Raw genomic sequence first — 17896 nt, 5'->3', positions numbered from 1 at the left:
TCACGTTCAACCTCTGCCTGCGCCTGCCGGCCAGGCGAATTCCGCCGAGGTGGCCGAATCGGCATTCTCGTCGAAGACCATATCCAGCGAATGACGGAGCTCTTTCATCATGCCGTCCTGGCGCGACAGCGCCGCGATGCGGCGTTCGCAATTCAGGATCGACTGTGTCAGTGCGCTGACTTCCGAAGACCGCTTGTCGGAAGCTGAGCCGTTTTCCATGGCTTCGACCAGGAAGGCGGCGTTGGTCGACGTTGTCCGGTAGCGATTCTCAAGCCCGGTTCTCTCGGCCTCGATCTCGGCCGCAATCTGCTCGAACAGCTTTGCCAGACGATCAAGACGTGAAACATCGGCCTGCCGGTCGCGGGCCGGATCCCTTGATCTGAAACCGAATATCGAGGCCATGGACTCAGGTTCCTGTCATCGCCGGCTTGTGGGCCGGGCTTCTGGCCGATCCCCGCAGCCGGGGCTCAAAAACTCGTGTTGCGTTGTCCTGCTCCGGAGAGACATCAGACCAATCCGATCGGGGGCCAGTTCGGCTGGTCGTCCACTATGCTGCACCGCAACATAGACTGCCATCGTCGGAGCCGCGAGGCAACCACCCAATTCGTAAACTCATAAATCCGGCCGAAATGGTTTCCGTGATGACGTGCCGCGAGGACAAATTGCAAGCACCGGGGCCCGCTCTCAGCGTTCCTTGCCCATGCTGGTTCCGGCCATCAGAAAACGCCGCGGCGGGACATGTTTTTGGCTGGACATAAGGCCGACGCGACGAAACAGCGCCTCGAGCTTGTCGGAAGCCACGCCCTGGACGATGGGGACGAGGTTGGACAGGCTGGCGAAAGCGTAAGCCGCAGCCGATGCCAGCCCCCGCTCAGCCTTGACGTCAAGGAAATTGCGCAGCCGATATTTGTCGCGCACGTGCCGTTCATGCCGCCTTAGCACCGCCTTCGAGCCTTCTGGCAGACTGTCTATCGCCAGCAGCGCCAGATCCGCATCGGCCAAACGCTTCAGGTCCTGGGTCTTGTGGCGGCCGCTCAGAGAATCGGCGCGGACGACGGCGCCGTAGCCGCAGGAGCGAATGACCTTGAACCGTGCCCCGCATGCGACCGCGCGGGCGTAGAGTTCATAGTCCTCGCCCAGCCGCAGGCTCTCGTCGTAGCTCAACCCGTGGCGGTCGAGGAAGGCACGGCTGATCACCGGCTTCAAAAAGCCCAGTTCGCCCCTCTGCACGCGGCGCCTGGAGATGTTGCCTTCGACGAAGCGCTCGAAATCGAGGAATTCCGGATCGGCGGCAAATTGCGGCGCGACGATTTTCGTCGCGTCGCCCGTCGCATCATCCCTGATCAGCATGATGTTGTCGGCTGCGAAATCCCAATCGGCGCCGGCAAACAGGTTGCGAAACCGGCCTTCGAGGAAGAAATCGTCGGCATCAAGAATGCTGATGAACGGCGATTTCGAGCCGGCGATGGCTGCGTTGCGGGCAAAGGAGGGGCCGCGATTGACATCGAGGCGCATCACGGAGAGCCGCCCGCTGCCATCATCGGCGGATCGTGCGACATCGGCGGTGTGGTCGGTGGAGGCATCATCGACAACGACGACCTCCGCCACTTCCGGTTCGCGCAACGCGGATGCGATGGCGACGGCGATTGTCGCTGCGGCGTTTTTTGCCGCGATGATCACGCAGACCTCGGATTTCGTCATCGACATGGATTTGCCTCTCGTACAGGTAATATCGATTTGCCCTCGCCCCGTACTCCTTCGATGCCCTACAGAATTGCCATCAGCACCCAATTTGCCTTCATTCAGCGCCTCCCCGGCCGCTCGAAGATGCGGCGGCTGATATCGGCGGACGCCGCCCAGCCGGCTTCGGCCAGATAGCGGACCGGCGCGCGGCCGCACAGTTCCCACAGCACCGTTCGCCGCTGTGGCCACCGCAGCGACGGCAGCCACGGCGCGATGACCATGCTGAGCAGATCCTCATTGCCGATGCGCGACAGGATCCTGGTCGCGCGCTGCGACAGCAGCGTGCCAGCACCGCCGAGTAGCACATCGGCGGCGCGCAGGCCAAGCAGCAGCGTGTCGTCCAAACCTTGCACGGTTGCGGCATCGAGCAAACGCTGCTGATCCGCCTCGTCGAGTCGGCCGGCGCTGGCGCTGATATCACAGACGTAGCCCGCGCAAGGTTCCCGGTTGAAAAGTGCCTTGGCAACGCTGATGCAGGACAAAAGCAAAGTATCGGCAACCGAGGTGAACGGCACCGTCGCACCGGCGATTTCGACCTGTCGTTTGCGCCGCAGGAACCCGTCCGCGTCGCGCGGGCTTGGCGAGCCGGGCTGCTGGAGGCGGTAGTGGAGATCTACCGTGGACGACCTCGGCCCGTCGTCCCGGGTCATGTGCTGTTCGCCGAGGAAGCGGACCCACCAGACGGAGTTCGACTTGCCTGATACCTCATAACCGATCTTGCGAAGGGCATCACGCGCCCTGACAAATCCGAGCGGCGAAACCAAAATGTCGACATCGCCGGACGGCTTCATGAAGTGGTCGTCGTAGAGAAGCTGCTGCTGGAACGGACCCTTCAGAAAAACAAAATCGATCTCGCTGGCGCGCAGCACATCATGGACCGCCATGGAATCCATGATGCAGGACGCGTTCATCGAAACCGTTCTCCTGCGGTAGGTGTCGAGCCATCGGAAAAGCTCAGGCGGCCTCTCAAGCGCGGGTGCGCGCGAAAGGGCCTTGAGGACAAAGGTGGCGACCTTGTTCAGCCTGGCGATGTCGGCAATTTTGGCACCGTCCAGATCACGCATCGAAATGTCGCCCGCGCCGGCGTGCGGCCCGGCAAAATAGAATCGCAGGCAGGCCTGCACGTAGGCCACCTCGTCGGCACAGCCGGCGGCGCGCAATCGTTCGTATGAGCCGTCAGGCAATGCCATTTAGCGCACAATCTCCAAAGAAAGCGGTTTGCGCGAACACTTATGCTGCATGTGCGAAGCAAACATCACCAAAAACCTCGGTGCCGTAAAGCCTTTCCTTTTGCAGTGCGAATTTTTGCAACCGAGCGCCTATCGAGATCGCGTCGGAAAGAAGTGAGAACCGCGGCTGAAATATCCTTGTCAGGTCTTTTGCCGATCCCCGGCCGAATTTTCCAAACAGAAAATTCTTTCCATTAGCGACGCCTAAAAATAGGCACAAAGCAAACGACTTATGCAAGCAAAATCACATGCTTAAAGAATCAGCGCGGGCGCTGCCATCGTGCCCAAGGAATCGGCTAAAAAGTGACAAGTTTTAGGCATGGCCGCTCATGTCCTGACGCCAGCAACGTAATTGATTAACGGAAGGTAAAACAGTCTTGACTCATAAATGCTGCCGTGCAGCTATTGCATTGCAGCATAAAAGTGCTGACGGCACTCGACAGGCCGTTTCCAGTCCTAAATCGGAGAGTAAAATGGAACAGAATGTTGAAAAGCATGAATACGAGACACCAAGCCTGACGGTTCATGGTTCGATTGAGACCATCACCCAGGGTGGCGGCGGCAACACGGCGATCGACGCATCGTTCCCCGCGCACACGCCGATCGGCGACCTGACGTTCTCCTGAGACTTATAGCCGTTTCCAGAGTGACATTTCGGGACTCTGGATTCAAAAGCAGACGTAAGAAGGTCGGGGGGCCAGCCTCCCGACTTCTCCTGCGCCAACCGGAGATGTCGAAGCGTTTTGTCAGTGAGGTGCGGGGATGAACTGGAAGCAATCCGACCATGATCTGGCCGACCACGATAGCGTGAGTGCGACCAAGGATGCCGTGGCTTGCGAGTTCGGCGATGGCTTGGCTCTGCTCAATCTCAAATCCAATGTCTACTACAGCCTGAATGGCGTCGGCGCCTTCATCTGGGATTTGATCCAGGAGCCCCGGTCGCTCGGGGACATCCGCAGCGCCGTTCTTGCGCGCTATAATGTCGACCCGGTGCGCTGCCAGGCCGATGTCGACGCATTGCTGAAGGGCCTGGCCGAAAATGGGCTTGCGAGACGGCATCATGAGGCACTTGTCTAAGCCGACCCAGCACAAGGCGCTGGTTTGGCAGGCCATAGTTTCGCGGGCCCTGGTTTCGCGGGCCCTGGTTTCGCGGGCCCTGGTTTCGCGGGCCCTGGTTTCGCGGGCAACGGCTTTACGGCAGGAACCCGCGAGGGAAACAGGCCTCAAGCAGTCGAAGCGCGGCGGAAGCCGGCACGGGCTGGTCAGGATTTTCTCCCTGAGCGGCTCGGAAATGATCTTCCTTGGCCATTGCCTGCTGGTGGTGGCGACAGTTCGGCTGGGGCTGACCCTGCTGTCCTACAATCGTGTACGCAGCCTGGTGACGCGGCTCGACGCGCGGCAGTGCGCCTCGATGGGCGAACTGCGGCGTGTCGCCTGGGGTGTTGCCGCCGCGGCCCGTTTCGTCCCTTACGCTACGTGCCTGACCCAAGCGCTCTCCGGCCAGTATATTCTCGCCCGCCAAGGCAATGAATCGACGATACGCATCGGCATCGAACGTGGTACGGGCGAGCAGTTGAAAGCACATGCCTGGCTGGTCAGCGACAACCATATCGTGCTTGGCGGATCGATCGACGGCTTCGCCCATCTCGTCGACCACGGCAGCCGATGAGCGGCGTCGCCGGAATCCTGCTGCGCGGAGCACACGCACCAGCGGTCGCGGCGGCAGACATTCAGCAAATGCTGGCGCGCATGCGCCATCGCGGTCCCGACGGCGGTTCATGGTGGCTGGACACCAGCATCGCCCTTGGCCACGCCTGGCTCAACACATCGGATGAGGTCGGTCCAGGCCCTTTGACGATGGCTGGCGGCCGGCTCGCCATCACCGCCGATTGCCGGCTGGACAACCGTGACGAGTTGCTGGCCAGGCTCGGTATCCGCAACCAGTCGGTGGCCGACGCGATCGTGCTGATGCGGGCCTATCTGCATTGGGGCGAAGCCTGTCCGGAGCATCTGCAAGGCGATTTCGCGTTCGCCATCTGGGATGACGAGCGGCAATCGCTGTTTTGCGCGCGAGATCATTTTGGCGTCAAGCCGTTCTACTACCACGCGGCGGACCGGCGTTTTGCCTTTGCGTCCGAGATCGGGCCGATCCTGGGCGTCGAAGGTATCCGCGCGCGTGTCAGCGAGCGCCAGATCTCCGGTTTCCTGGCCGGGCTTCCCGACGACCCGCAGTCGACCCCCTACAGCGATATATTCAGCCTGCCGGCCCGCCACAGCCTGACCGTTACCGCGCAACAGGTGATGTTGCGTCGATACTGGCAGATCGAGCCGTCGGCGCGGCCCTTGCGGTCGGATGCATCGGAGGAATTCGCCCATCTGTTCTCGCAATCGGTGCGCAGCCGCATGCGAGGGACCTCGGCAGTCGGCGCAATGCTGAGCGGCGGCCTCGATTCCTCATCTATCGCCTGTGTCGCCGGCCTGCAGAATGCCGCTGCGCGCAGGCCGAAGCTGCCGACCTTCTCGCTGATTTTCGAGAGGGGCTCGCCGATGGACGAGCGGCCCTTCATCGATGCCGTTCTCGACCAGCAGAAGGTCGACGCGACGCTGATCCCGGTCGGCAACTATGCCCCATTCGCCGAATTCGAACGCGTGCTGGAAGAACAGGAAGGAACGTTCCTGGCGCCGGGCCTGACGCTCACCCGCGGTATCTACCGGACTGCCGGCGCCAAGGGCATCAAGGTGCTGCTGGACGGCCATGGCGGCGACGAGGTCGTTTCCCAAGGCCATGGTCACCTGCACGAGCTTGCGAATGGCGGCCGATGGATGGATCTGTGGCGCGAGGTCCGCAGCGCCTCCAATACCTATGGCGACAGCACGCTTGGCCTTTATCTCCAGTTCCTGACCCTCTACGGGCCGGCCTGGCGCATCGCCAAGCTGAGGCATCTGGCCAACCGTGCCCTTAACAGGATCCGCAAGCCCGCGCACGTGCAGCGCGCACGAAGCTGGCGCGACCTGATCAATCCGGACCTTGCCAAGCGCACCGAGCTTGTCGACCGGTTTCACCGGGCCGGCTATATGCCGCCCGGCGTTCAGGCCAGCGACGCCTTGAGCCATCGCTGGATCCTGTCGAACGGCTATGTCCCGCATGCTTTCGAGGTTCTCGACAAGGCCGCCGCCAATTTCGGCGTCGAGCCGCGATACCCATTCTGGGATAAGCCGCTGGTCGAGTTCTGCCTGGCATTGCCGGGCGAGGAGAAGCTGAGCCACGGCTTTGGTCGCTATGTGCTGCGTCGCGCCATGCAAGGCGTATTGCCGGAGGCGGTGCAGTGGCGGCGCGACAAGATCGACTTCACCGCCAATCTCGTCAACGGCATGCTGCGCAACCATCGCGACCTCCTGGAACAGCTGCTGGTCTCGGATGCGAACCGCATCGCGCCTTATGTCAATCTGCCGCAAGTGAGTGCTGCCTATGCGCGACTGCTGCGCCAGCCCGATCAGGCAGCCCCCCTGGATGTCCAGTATGTCTGGCGCTCGGCCTCGCTGTCGCTCTGGCTGCGGCAACTCCAGCACGGCGGGAGCCCCACGTGATGCCGCGCAACGAGCAGCTCGCTCTATACAATGATGATGCCTTTTCACATGGCCGGGCCATGCGAGAACGCCGCTTCTACCGCGCCTATGGTCTGACCATCGCGTCGGAGGTGATGTTGCCCGAACTGCAGCCGGCGCCGCCGGGGGCGGCGGATCTCGTGATCGCTGTCGGCGCGATCGACCTGCCAAAGCCGGCGCTCGAAGCCGCGGCCGACTTTCGCTTCGAGCCGGACCGGCAATATCTGGCTTGGCATGCCGTGGGCGCGTTCCTGATCACCGATTTCAGCCGTATCGACATCGAACCGGCGCCCGGCGTCGACGATGCGCTGCTCGCGTTTCCGCTGCTCGGTCCGGTCATGGCGCTGCTCTTGCACCGGCGCGGCCTGCTTGTCCTGCATGCCAGTGCCATCGCCGCCGCCGGCACGAGCGCCATCTTCATGGGTGACAAGGGAGCCGGCAAGTCGACGACGGCAAGCGCGATGATCCGGGCCGGGCATCGACTGCTTACCGATGACGTGGTGGCGCTGGACCTTGCCAATCCGAGTGAGCCAATGACCGTTCCGGGCTTTCCGCAGATCAAGCTGGCGGCCGACGCCGCTGCGGCGATCTCGCTCGGGGGAGCGGAAGTGCGGCCGCAAGTGCATCCGGCGATCGACAAAATGCAGCATCGCCTGAGCGGTGACTTTTCGGGCGACAAGGTGCCGGCGACCAGGATCTATGTCCTCGAGCGCGGCGAAAGGGCTGACATCACGCCCTTGCCCGCCATTGCCGCCCTGCCGGCCATCATCAAATTCTCCTATGTGACGCGCTTCGGCCGTGCGGCGCTGCCCGACGACTTCGCGGCGGCGCATCTTCAGCAATGTTCATGGATTGCTAACCATATCGGCGTGTACCGGCTGGAAATCCCGACGGGCCTGGACAGGATCGGCGAAGCCGTGGAGCTGATCGAAAAGGATCTGTCGGCTGGCAGCCGGCGGCCGTGAGCGCAACCATGTCGAAGCCAATCCTTCGCCTGTCGCTGTTTCGAGAAATTGCCGCATTCGGCGCCGCCATTGCCCGGATCGGCGGCCGGCGAACATGGACGGCGCTGTTCTTCCTCATCCTCGGCAGCCTGACCGAGGGCATCTCCATCCTGCTGCTCATCCCGCTGCTGCATCTGGTCGGACGCGCCGACCAGGATTTCGCTGTTCGGCTGCCCAACAATGATTTCGTGCGCTGGCTGGTGCCTGACGGCACGCTGCAGCTGGCGACCGTGCTTTGCGCGCTGGTCGGGCTTGTTGCAGCGCAGGCGGCGTTCAATCGCTTCAAGTCGGTCTACATGGCCAAATTGCTGTTCGATTTCGTCAACCGCGTTCGCATGAACCTGTTCGAAAGCATCGGCAAGGCGCGCTGGGGCGTTTTCACACGCATGCGCAGTTCCGATCTCGATCATGCCCTGACCGGCGACATCGACCGCGTCCAGGGCGCGGCTTTCGCACTGCTGATGCTGGTGCAGATCGCCGTTCTTCTGGCCGGCTATCTCCTGGTTTCCGTGTTCATCTCACCGGTCATGACGCTGTTTGCCGTCGTCATCGGCATCCTGATGTTCGTGGCGCTGCGGCCCTTCCGGGCACGGGCCACTGCCTTCGGCCGTGTGCTGACTGCCAATCGCCAGGATCAGTACCGGACGGTTTCGGAATTTCTCGGCGGCATCAAGGTGGCCAAGAGCCTGAATGTCGAGGACAGCTATTTCGCGCAACTGCGGTCGACGCTTGAGAGGATGAAAGCCGACAACATCGACTATGTGCGCAACAGCACCATCGGCACCGCGGTATTCCAGGTGGCGAGCGTGGTGGGCCTGAGCCTGTTCATCTATGTGGCTTTGGTCCGCTTCAACCTGTCGCTGGCCGAGATCGTCGTCCTGCTCCTGGTCTTCATGCGCATCGCGCCGCGCTTCATGGACATGCAGACGCAGGCCCAGCAAGTGCTGATCAACCTGCCTGCCTTTACGGCAATGCGCAGCCTGCAGGCACGTTTCGACGCCGAACGCGAACCGGGCCATACCGAGTTCGCCGACGCCGGGACACTCTCCCTCAATACGGGATTGAATATTCGCGGTGTCTCCTTCGCCTACGGAGATGCTGGCGCCAAGATGGTGGTGAGCGGCATCACCTTCGGCCTGCCGGCCGGCAAGGTCACCGCCCTGATCGGCCCGTCCGGATCGGGCAAGAGCACGATCGCCGATATGCTGCTTGGCCTGCTGGAGCCCACCACCGGCAAGATGCTCGTCGACGGCGTCGAGATCGATGCCAGCAATCGCCGTCGCTGGCGCGACCAGGTGGCCTATGTGCCGCAGGACGTGTTCCTCCTGCACGACACGATCGCGGCGAACCTGCGCCTCGCCGCGCCACGGGCCAGCGATGGCGACCTGTGGGCCGCGCTGCGTCAGGCACACGCCGGCGAGTTTGTCGAACGGCTCAACCTCAGACTCGAGACGGTGGTCGGCGATCGCGGCGTGCGGCTCTCGGGCGGCGAACGCCAGCGCATCGCGCTCGCACGCGCGCTGCTGCGCAAGCCGTCGCTGCTCATCCTGGACGAGGCGACCAGCGCGCTCGACTGGCAGAACCAGTCGCTGATCGCCAGGTCGATCGACGGATTGCGCGGCACGATGACGATCCTGACCATCGCGCACCGGCCGTCGATGATCGCCTTCGCCGACTGGGTGGTGGCGATGGAAAACGGCCGTATCGTCGAGGTCGGCCAATATCGGCGGTTGAAGGAAAAAACCGGCAGCCGGTTGTCGAGGATGCTGTCGGGGGAACAGTCAGAGAGCGAACCCGCCGATGTCGCGTGAGCCGGCGACCAAGACGCGCCGAAACGGATTCACGCGGCGCCTGGTCTCTTGTTTCGAAGCATGCCTCCAAACCGGGGGCAGGTTTGAGCAATCTGCATCAATGCAGGCCGCGCCTGGCACCGCCCAGCTTCTCGCTTTCGGCGACCTCTGGTGCGTTCAGTTTGCGCTCGGCGTCACGGGCTATGTCGGCAGGCGTCGGAGCGCTCCTGGCGATCATGGTGTAGATGAGCACGAAATAGCCGGCCTGAATGATCACGGCGCAGATGATGACGCGCACCAATATCGTGCCTATCGACGCACCGCCCAGCCAGGACCAGCCGACGACGATCGCCAGAGCGAAAATCATCCCGAGGATGAATTTTGGAAGTGCCATGCCCAACAGCCCATAAACCGGCTCGGGTATTTATCACGATTGCCCCACCCGAGCGCCGTCCCTTGTCATGTGGGCTTGTTAAGGTCGCCCACTCTCGACCGGTTGCTTCCGGCCTTTTCCACCTGTCGTCACCGTGACAGGTATAATTTGCAATTCTATTAAGGCGAGCAATAGGCGGCAAGGGCAACTTCGGATATTTTTGATCGAGCTTTTGCGATCGACTCTGCCATGCTGCAATGCACGCGACGGGAGCTAAGCCGATCTGCTCTCCTCGGCATTTTCAGTAAGATAGACAATATTAAGTAGTATTTTATACGGTTTTCACCATCATTAGGGCAGGATAAAGCACTAGTTTGCAGCTTGCCTTGACAGATAGGTAGGTCTGCCTAAAAACGGCCCCACAAAGGCCCCTATTTTTTCGGCCGTGCCCATTTATTGTCACAAATGTGCTAAATACGCCGAAATTTGTGCATAACAAGCTTATTATTTAGTCAATTCATGACGTGACTATTTCAATGGGGTGGTAAATTGTGTGTTGCGCTGCAACATTTTTTTGGTATCGTGCGCTGAACCATTCGTTCAACGCATGGAGTTTACGGCATGAGGGACGTTGCCAAGTCGGCCACGGCGAGCTTTTCGCAGGCTGACATCGATTTTCCGCCACCGATCGGCGGCTTGCTCAAACGCAGCTTCGATATCGCCGGTTCACTGATTGGATTGATCGCACTCAGCCCGCTGTTTGTCATGATAGCGCTGCTGGTCAAGTTTTCCGACGGCGGCTCGATTTTCTACGGTCACAGGCGAATTGGACGCGGCGGGCGGATTTTTCCTTGCCTGAAGTTCCGCACCATGGTTCCGGACGGCGACAGGGTATTGGCAACCTATCTCGCCACCAACCCGGACGCCAACGCGGAATGGATCGCCACCCGCAAGCTGAAGAACGATCCGCGCGTTACCCGTGTCGGAGCAGTGCTGAGGAAACTCAGCCTCGACGAGCTGCCGCAGATCATCAACATCCTGCAGGGCGACATGAGCCTTGTCGGCCCTCGTCCGGTCGTGCGCGACGAGCTGGAGATCTATGGCACGTCCGCCGTCTATTACCTGAAATCCCGCCCGGGCCTGACTGGCCTGTGGCAAGTCAGCGGCCGCAACGATGTGTCCTATGACAGCCGCGTCGCCTTCGATCGCCACTATGTCGAGAACTGGTCGCTGTTCGAGGACGTTCGCATCATCATCAAGACCGTCCCGGCCGTCTGGATGTCGCGCGGTTCTTACTGACCGGCCGGTGGCCAATGCCAGACATTGGCATCGGCCATTCGACGCAAGCTCATCGGGCGATGGGGCTATAGCGGATCGGAACGTTGAGTTGAAAACAGATTTGTTCGAAGCCTTTCGCAGCGGCCCGGATTCCGGCCGGCTGCGGCGGGCGCGTTTGCTGGCCACATGCCTTGCCATGGCGCTCGTCGTCCCGCATATCGCCGCCGCCGGCGACTATCGCCTCGGCTCGCAAGACAAGCTCACCATCCGCGTCGCCGAATGGCAGACCGTCGAAGGCACATTTCGTGACTGGTCGGCGGTGAATGGCGAGTACACGGTCGGTCCATCCGGTACGCTGTCGGTGCCGTTCGCCGGCGAGTTGCCGGCATCCGGCAAGACCACGTCCGAAATCGCGGCGGCGATCGGCGAGGCTTTGCAGAAAAAGCTCGCTTTGTCAGACCGACCGGAAGCCTCGGTCGAGATGGCGCAGTTCAGGCCATTCTACATTTCGGGCGAAGTCCAGAACCCAGGCCAATTTCCTTATGTCCCAGACCTGACGGTGTTGAAGGCGATCAGCGTCGCGGGCGGCATCAGGCGCAACGGCGATTACGGCCCCCAGCTCGGCAAGGACCTTGTCACCGCCAAGGGCATGTTCGACATCTCCGACGACCAGCGCATTCGACTGATCGTCAGGCGCGCCCGCATCGATGCGGACATGGCCGGCAAGGCGAGTTTCGACGTGCCTAAGGAAGTCGAGGGCGATCCAAGGCTGCCAGCCATCGTCGCGGACGAGATGACGATCCTGACGGCCGACCAAAAGGCGCTGAAGCTGAAACTCGAGGCGCTCGACGATCTGAAAGGTGTCTTGGAGTCCGAGATCGAATCGCTGCAGAAGAAGATCGTCAATCAGCAGCAGCAGGTCGACCTGGCGCAGCAGCAACTCGCCAGCATCGGTCCGCTGGCGCAAAAGGGCCTGATCGCCAATGCCCGTCTGCTGGATTCGCGCCAGTCCGTGGCCGACCTGCAGGGCAAGATCCTGGACTACGAAACCGCCATCCTCACCGCCAAGCAGGCGATCAGCAAGGCGAAGCAGGATGCTATCGATGCCCAGAACACCTTGAGTTCAAGTCTCGCCACTGACCGGCAGCAGACCGAAGCCGACCTGAACGAGGCCGCGTTGAAGGTGAACATGCAGAAAGGCCTGATAGCCCAGGCCAGCGATCCCGCGATGGCGGCCGCTATAACAAACGATCAGCAACCTACCCTGCTCTATTCACTGGTGCGCAATCTCGATGGCAAGACCACCGAGATAGCCGCCAAGGAAGAAACCCCGGTGCTGCCTGGCGATGTGATCAAGGTCAAGCTGGCGCCGCTGGCCAGCCAGTAGACTTGCTAAGCGCTGAGCGGTTCATCATTTTACAGAAATGCAGAACCGCTTCATACGCTCGTCGCCTTCTGTGAGCGGATGGTCCGCGGATATTCGCATTTGCACGTTCTGAGATTGGTTTTCGCGGCGCCGTAACTGGAAGTGCCGGCCGGACGCCCTGGCGCTTCTGGAGCACGGCTTTTGGACAGTAACAGCTGCGCGCCGGACGTCCTGGTCGCTCGGAGCACGCGAGTCTGACAATCCAGCGTTTCAGTCTATTTCGCGGAGGCATGGATTTCCCGCCTCGCGCCCGGCCTGCTTGAGCCTTCGATCAGGGGAATTTGTATTGACGCGACTTCAGGTCCCGAGACGATAGCTCACGCCTGATCGGCGACCGCCGGACGGCGGGCATGCCGAGGCCAGTCAGCCTCGCCCCCGGCCGCGTCAGCCGGCTCGGGACGCGGCGACCGCCGCCTGCGGGTAACGGGCAGCCGCGCCAGCTTGAAGAAGCTGAAATACATCAGGAAAGAACCCATGATGTAGGGGTTGAGAATCTCGACCTCGACGAAGGAGCGGATCAGCAGCAGCACCATCACGCCGAAAAGGATCACCGAGTCCGCCTGCCATGCCTTGAAGATCACCGCCGAGACGTGGCCGTAGAGCGTGCGCAGCATGATCAGCGACACCAGCGTCGCTCCGACGAAGCCGAGTTCGACGAGGGCCTCGATGTAGGTGTTGTGGAAGTGAAAGCCGGTGCGGGTGGTGATGTAGAATTCGTTCCACAGCCGCTCGGCTTCAGCGAAGCCCTGCACCCAATAGGCGGCATAGCCGACGCCGAGAATCGGCGATTTCTGCACCGTGTTCCAGCCTTGTTCCCAAAGATAGGTTCGCCCGGTGAGCGTCGAATCCTTGCCGAAGAGGCCGAGGACGAAGTCCATCAGCCCGAGATTCAAGGCGACGAAGGCCGTCACGACCAGCAGGCCGGCGCCGATCAGGAAGATGACCCGGCGATAGCGGCGTGACAGAAGTTTGCTCATCGCAAGAAGCGCCACCAGCGCCAGAACCGCGGGTATCGAGGCCATCGAGGTGGCGGAATGCGAGGCGACCAGTACATAGGCCGACAGCAGCACGACGGGCACCGCCAGTATGAAGCTCAGCCGGCCGCGTCTGTAGAACGCAAGGAAGACAACGCAGAAATAGATGCCAAGCGAGCCGACAAAGCCGATCTGATTCTTGGAGGCGAAGGCGCCGACGAAGTTCACGGTGCCGTCGAGGACATCCTCGGAATAATTCCCGACCTTCACAGAATAGAGAAGGACGACGAATATCCCGACCAGCGCCCCTATGGTCAACGTGCGCACGCTGACGGTGCGCGCAGCTATGTAGGCGCAGGCAATATGGGAAAAATACTGGACCGACGTCCTTGCGGTGACGCCGGGAGCCTGCGACCAGAAAACCGAGAAGCAGACATAGGCCGCAAACAGCAGCGGCAGCCAGGCGCTGGACAGATGTCGCAAAAACCGCCGGTAGTCGACCAGGATGAGCGGAAGCCAGACCGCATAGTAGGCCAGGATCAGCACCTGGCCGAAAATGACCGAATAGGAAAACGCCCAGATCGAGACGACTACGGCAAAGGCGCCATAGACCGAATTCTTCTCGGGATCGATCAGCAGGGACTTTGGAATCTTCATCTCAGAGTCTCGCCGACACGACCCAGGGCCGGCAAGCCATGAGCCGGCCGGAATCTTCGCAAATATGGGCCTGCAATAAACGGCGTCTCCATTGTGCAGTGCAATATAACCTATTGCGCCCGGCGCTCAATGGCAAATCCGGTCACCTTGTCTTACAGCGAGGCATCTGCGGAGAGATCGGCTGGTTGCGCGTCCGAGACGCTACCAAAGCGCTCCGCCGGTGATCTGGATGTTCTCCATGGTGATGCCCTTGGCGAGATCCGAGCACAGGAATACCGCCAGAGCCGCAATCTCCTGCGGCTGCAGCATGCGCTGCTGCGGGTTGCCTTTGGCGATCTCGGCCATCGCTTCCTCAGTGGTGCGCCCCTTGCCTTCGCGCTCGACGACCTGCGCCACATTGCGGCGCATCAGTTCGGTCTCGACCCAGGTCGGGCTGATCATGACACAGGTGACGCCATGCGCTGCCCCTTCCAGCGCCACGCAGCGTGTGAGGCCGAGAAGGCCGGCCTTGGACGCGCAGTAGGCTGGGTTGTCCTTCCAGCCGACCGAGGCGGCGGTTGAGCCGATGTTGACGATGCGGCCCCAGCCGCGTTCGATCATGCCCGGCAGTACCGCACGCGTGACGCGGAAGGCGCCCGTCAGGTTGGTATCGACGATCTTGTCCCACAGCGCATCGGAATGACCGCAGACCGGCTGCTCCGCGGTCGTCCCAGCGGCATTGACCAGGATGTCGGCGGGGCCGATGGCCGCCTCGGCGTCAGCCGCGAATCGATTGGTGACGTCGCTGTCGCGCACGTCGAGATGAGCGGCGTGAACCCTCGTTCCGTGGGCGGCAAGGGCCGCACGCACGCGCTCGATCTCGTCCGCGCCGGGATAGTAAGCGGCGTCGGACCTGTCGGCGCCGGACGGCGCGATGTAGGAGCCGACGGCAACGTTGGCGCCGGCTTCAGCCAAAGCCGTGGCAATGGCAAAGCCCATGCCCGAGAACCCACCGGTAACGATGGCGCTACGGCCGGAAAGGTTTGTCATGGCGCACGGTCTCCACTTCGTTCCGGGCAGGCAATCAGGCCTGACCGGATTTGGCAATCACACCGGCGCAGCCTCCATCGCCAGCGTTTCATGTTTGCTGGAGCGGTTTGCCTAGCCATTCGCGATAGAAGCCTTCGAGGTCGGGCTCGAAATCGTGGACGATGGGATAGCCAGGTGCCGCCGCCTCCACCTCGTGCAGCGTGCCGCACTCAGGACAGATGAATTCGCGGATTTCCATCCACTCGGGATCGGGGAGATCGCTGTTCGGATAGATTTCGCGCAAAGCCTCCTCGGTGTTGCGGACGTTGATCGCAGCCTTCAGCTTCCAGTTCTTGCGATAGTCGCCGAAGGAGTGGCCGCATTCACAGCGGGTAATGCGCTCATCGCCGCTCTGGCAGATGAACAGATGGTCCGAGACCGGCAGCAGGATCGGGTCCTTCCAGGCAACGCGATCCTGATAGACGGCAACCATCTTGAAGAAACGGTCATCGTCCTTGTAGGCACTCATGATCCGCCTTGTCTGTGGCCAGGGCAGCTTGCCTGCGGCCAGATCGCCCAGGACTTCCTTGCTGTACGAGGTCATGGTTTTGCTCCCGGCATGAAGATCGATCTGGCATCGACGTTCCAGAACTCGCTGAATTCGCTGGTGAAGCGCGGCGACAGCTTGATCGCGCTGGCGTACATTTTCTTCACCTCAGGCGCGAAGTCGGCTTTCTCGACACGGCCGCGCTCGGCCGCAATCCAATCCGCCACCGCAATCGCCTTGACCAGACGCTGCTTGCGCATGGCGGCTCGGCGCTCGACCGTGGCGTCGATATCGGCGATGGGATAACCGTCCTCATCGTCCTTAAGCACGATGCCGAACACCTGGTCCGCCGCTTGCCGGGTGAGAAAGCCGTTCTCGACGTCCCAGGCCGTCTTGATCGGATCGCGCTCCAGAACGTCGCCGTAACCGCCGCCGCCATTGTAGGAATGGCTGAAGATGTCGCCGGACTTGTGCGGCGAGGTGATGTAGGGGCCCTCGACCACGACATGGTCGCCACCGATGTTCCGCTCGTAGTCGGAGACATGCGGATCGATGCCGGGCGCATGCGCCAGCGGTTCGCCTTTTGCCGCGAGTTCGTGAATGTCTGAGTTGCGCACCGCGCGATGCTTCTGGCAGGTCGGCGCCGGATAACCGCCGCACATGCCGCCATTGTCGAACACGCGCGAAGAATGTTCGGAGGTGTGGAGCCGCAGATGCGACGTCTTGTTGATCAGCCAGGTCGAGACGAAGGAACAGCCGCCGCGATATTTGCCGGCACCGCCGGAGTTGGGCACGATCGAGCGGCCGATATAGACCATCGGCATCGACTGTTCCCAGACCTCGATGTTGCCCATGTCGGATTCCGGGTTCCAGCCGACATAGGCGGTGTCGAGACCATCCTTGATGGCCAGTGCGCCGGAACCGGCGGCGGCGCACTCGAAATGCGCCATGCCGAACGGCGTGCCGTACTGGCTTTCACCGCCCATCTCGATCATCGGGCTGTTGACCTGGCCGACGAAGGCCTCCTCGACATAGCCGCGGGCGATGAAGCCGCGCGACAGCAGGCGCTGGAAGACGCCATAGGCCGGCAGCAGCAAAGCCCATGAGGTGGCGGTGGCCACCATCTCATTGTCGGGATTGGTCCAGGTGCCGTGCGGCAGTTTCAGCTCGGTCGCCATCCAGGCGCCGTCATTGACCAGCCCTTCGAAATTCATGTGCTGGGTCAGCGTCACGAACATGCCGCCATCCATGCCGGCCGGCGTGCAGTTCATCGAATGGTAGCCCCAGGGCTGCGTGCCCTCGAAGTCCATGGTGATCTTGCCGTCGGTGGTGATCTCCATCTCGATCGGGATGTTGTAGAGCCAGTCGGGATCGCCGAGCAGCTGGAAGCCGGGCTTTCCCGCCGTGACGTGGCCGTAAAAAGTGTGGCCGCGATAGATGCCGGGGACGGTGAGCTGGCGGGTGCGGGCGAGCTGGGCGCGGCGGCCCTCCTCGATGAACTCCTTCGATACCTTCATCCAGTAGTCTAGGCCGATCTCCGAGATCAGCTGCTTGACGCTTTCGCGCATGTCGATGCAGGAGGCGACCTTGGCCTTTTCGTCCAGCACCCAGTAGATCGGCATGCGCAGATTGCGTTCGCAGCGGATGACGTAGTCGCGGCGGATCTCGTCATTCTCGCCGATTTTCTCGGCGCAGACGAACAGACCCTCGGTGAAGCGCTCCTGCGCGAGACACACGTCGCCGCCCGGCGTGATGCCGCCGGCTTCCAGCTCGTGGCAGACAGCGCCGGCCCAGCCGACCAGCGTGCCTTCATGGAAGATCGGCACGACGTCCATGACGTCGGGCACCTGCACGGTGCCTATGAAGGCATCGTTGTTGGCGAAGATGTCGCCTTCGCGGATGCGAGGGTTGTCCTCGTAGCCGTTTTTGATCATCCATTTGATGAAGCGGCTCATCGTATGGACATGCACCATGATGCCGTTGGAGAGCGCAATGGCGTCGCCCTCGGGCGTGTAGATGGCGACCACCATTTCGCCGACCTCTCGCACGCCGGGCGAAGCCGAGATGCGGCGGGCCATTTCGCGTGCCGAGACGCAATAGGCGCGCAGCTTGGTGTGCAGCGTCTCGAATTTCAGCGGATCCTGGTTGCGCAGCGTGAGTTCGGTGATGCCGTCATAGCAACCGGTCTCCTCCATCAGCCGCTCGGAATCGAGCAGTCTTTCGCGAAGGCGCAGGGCCGAGGCAGGTTTGTCCAACATGGC

General features: G+C 61.7%; 16 protein-coding genes. 8 read left to right on the top strand and 8 right to left on the bottom strand.

Annotation, left to right across the window (positions count from 1 at the left end; translation table 11 throughout):
• Positions 1-6: 6 nt before the first annotated feature.
• The 3 genes from NKJ37_RS17830 to NKJ37_RS17820 form a co-directional block, all read right to left on the bottom strand.
• Positions 7-402, bottom strand: coding sequence for a single stranded DNA-binding domain-containing protein (locus NKJ37_RS17830; protein WP_023811590.1), 396 nt, complete (start codon positions 400-402; stop codon positions 7-9).
• A 282-nt stretch (positions 403-684) separates the two neighbouring features.
• Positions 685-1707 carry a glycosyltransferase family 2 protein gene (locus NKJ37_RS17825; RefSeq protein WP_023811589.1) on the bottom strand — a complete coding sequence of 341 codons (1023 nt, stop codon included), beginning with the start codon at positions 1705-1707 and terminating at the stop codon, positions 685-687.
• Between the two features lie 95 nt (positions 1708-1802).
• The gene (locus NKJ37_RS17820) at positions 1803-2933 is read right to left on the bottom strand and encodes a nucleotidyltransferase family protein (RefSeq protein ID WP_023811588.1); all 1131 of its coding nucleotides are present in this window, start codon (positions 2931-2933) and stop codon (positions 1803-1805) included.
• 512 nt (positions 2934-3445) lie between these two features.
• Between NKJ37_RS17820 and NKJ37_RS17815 the strand changes: the two genes are divergently transcribed.
• The 6 genes from NKJ37_RS17815 to NKJ37_RS17790 all read left to right on the top strand — a co-directional run bounded on the left by NKJ37_RS17815 (position 3446) and on the right by NKJ37_RS17790 (position 9393).
• Entirely contained in the window at positions 3446-3598 is a 153-nt protein-coding gene (locus NKJ37_RS17815; RefSeq protein WP_013891488.1) for a lasso peptide, read from the top strand.
• 136 nt (positions 3599-3734) lie between these two features.
• Entirely contained in the window at positions 3735-4049 is a 315-nt protein-coding gene (locus tag NKJ37_RS17810; protein ID WP_023811587.1) for a PqqD family protein, read from the top strand.
• Complete coding sequence (locus NKJ37_RS17805; protein ID WP_352629834.1) at positions 4033-4641, top strand: lasso peptide biosynthesis B2 protein; 609 nt, start codon at positions 4033-4035, stop codon at positions 4639-4641. Before NKJ37_RS17810 ends, NKJ37_RS17805 begins: the two co-directional genes overlap by 17 nt.
• Positions 4638-6560 carry a lasso peptide isopeptide bond-forming cyclase gene (locus tag NKJ37_RS17800; protein ID WP_352774506.1) on the top strand — a complete coding sequence of 641 codons (1923 nt, stop codon included), beginning with the start codon at positions 4638-4640 and terminating at the stop codon, positions 6558-6560. Before NKJ37_RS17805 ends, NKJ37_RS17800 begins: the two co-directional genes overlap by 4 nt.
• Complete coding sequence (locus NKJ37_RS17795) at positions 6557-7543, top strand: phosphoenolpyruvate carboxykinase (ATP) (protein WP_352774504.1); 987 nt, start codon at positions 6557-6559, stop codon at positions 7541-7543. Before NKJ37_RS17800 ends, NKJ37_RS17795 begins: the two co-directional genes overlap by 4 nt.
• An 8-nt stretch (positions 7544-7551) precedes the next feature.
• Positions 7552-9393, top strand: coding sequence for an ABC transporter ATP-binding protein (locus NKJ37_RS17790; protein WP_352774503.1), 1842 nt, complete (start codon positions 7552-7554; stop codon positions 9391-9393).
• A gap of 97 nt (positions 9394-9490) precedes the next feature.
• Here the strand turns inward: NKJ37_RS17790 and NKJ37_RS17785 are convergent, their stop codons facing one another.
• Positions 9491-9766, bottom strand: coding sequence for an exopolysaccharide production repressor protein (locus tag NKJ37_RS17785; protein ID WP_023811582.1), 276 nt, complete (start codon positions 9764-9766; stop codon positions 9491-9493).
• A 600-nt stretch (positions 9767-10366) separates the two neighbouring features.
• Between NKJ37_RS17785 and NKJ37_RS17780 the strand changes: the two genes are divergently transcribed.
• Together NKJ37_RS17780 and NKJ37_RS17775 are read left to right on the top strand one after the other, a co-directional pair.
• On the top strand, positions 10367-11044 hold the full coding sequence (locus tag NKJ37_RS17780; RefSeq protein WP_023811581.1) for a sugar transferase: 678 nt from the start codon (positions 10367-10369) through the stop codon (positions 11042-11044).
• 100 nt (positions 11045-11144) lie between these two features.
• A complete protein-coding gene (locus tag NKJ37_RS17775) occupies positions 11145-12410 on the top strand; it encodes a polysaccharide biosynthesis/export family protein (RefSeq protein WP_352774524.1) in 1266 nt (421 codons plus the stop codon).
• A gap of 356 nt (positions 12411-12766) precedes the next feature.
• Here NKJ37_RS17775 and NKJ37_RS17770 read toward each other — a convergent pair whose 3' ends face one another.
• The 4 genes from NKJ37_RS17770 to NKJ37_RS17755 form a co-directional block, all read right to left on the bottom strand.
• The gene (locus NKJ37_RS17770) at positions 12767-14080 is read right to left on the bottom strand and encodes an O-antigen ligase family protein (RefSeq protein ID WP_023811579.1); all 1314 of its coding nucleotides are present in this window, start codon (positions 14078-14080) and stop codon (positions 12767-12769) included.
• Positions 14081-14281: 201 nt separating this feature from the next.
• Positions 14282-15109, bottom strand: coding sequence for an SDR family NAD(P)-dependent oxidoreductase (locus NKJ37_RS17765; protein WP_352774501.1), 828 nt, complete (start codon positions 15107-15109; stop codon positions 14282-14284).
• An 88-nt stretch (positions 15110-15197) separates the two neighbouring features.
• Positions 15198-15692 (bottom strand): acetone carboxylase subunit gamma, encoded by a 495-nt coding sequence (locus NKJ37_RS17760; RefSeq protein WP_352673324.1) that lies wholly within the window; start codon positions 15690-15692, stop codon positions 15198-15200.
• The gene (locus NKJ37_RS17755; RefSeq protein ID WP_352774499.1) at positions 15689-17893 is read right to left on the bottom strand and encodes a hydantoinase B/oxoprolinase family protein; all 2205 of its coding nucleotides are present in this window, start codon (positions 17891-17893) and stop codon (positions 15689-15691) included. Before NKJ37_RS17755 ends, NKJ37_RS17760 begins: the two co-directional genes overlap by 4 nt.
• Positions 17894-17896 lie beyond the last annotated feature (3 nt).

Origin of the sequence: Mesorhizobium sp. M0140 (genome assembly GCF_040322475.1) — a bacterium.
Classification (GTDB): domain Bacteria; phylum Pseudomonadota; class Alphaproteobacteria; order Rhizobiales; family Rhizobiaceae; genus Mesorhizobium.
The sequence above is the reverse complement of the archived record's forward strand: the minus strand, read 5'-3'. Positions and strand labels throughout refer to the sequence as shown.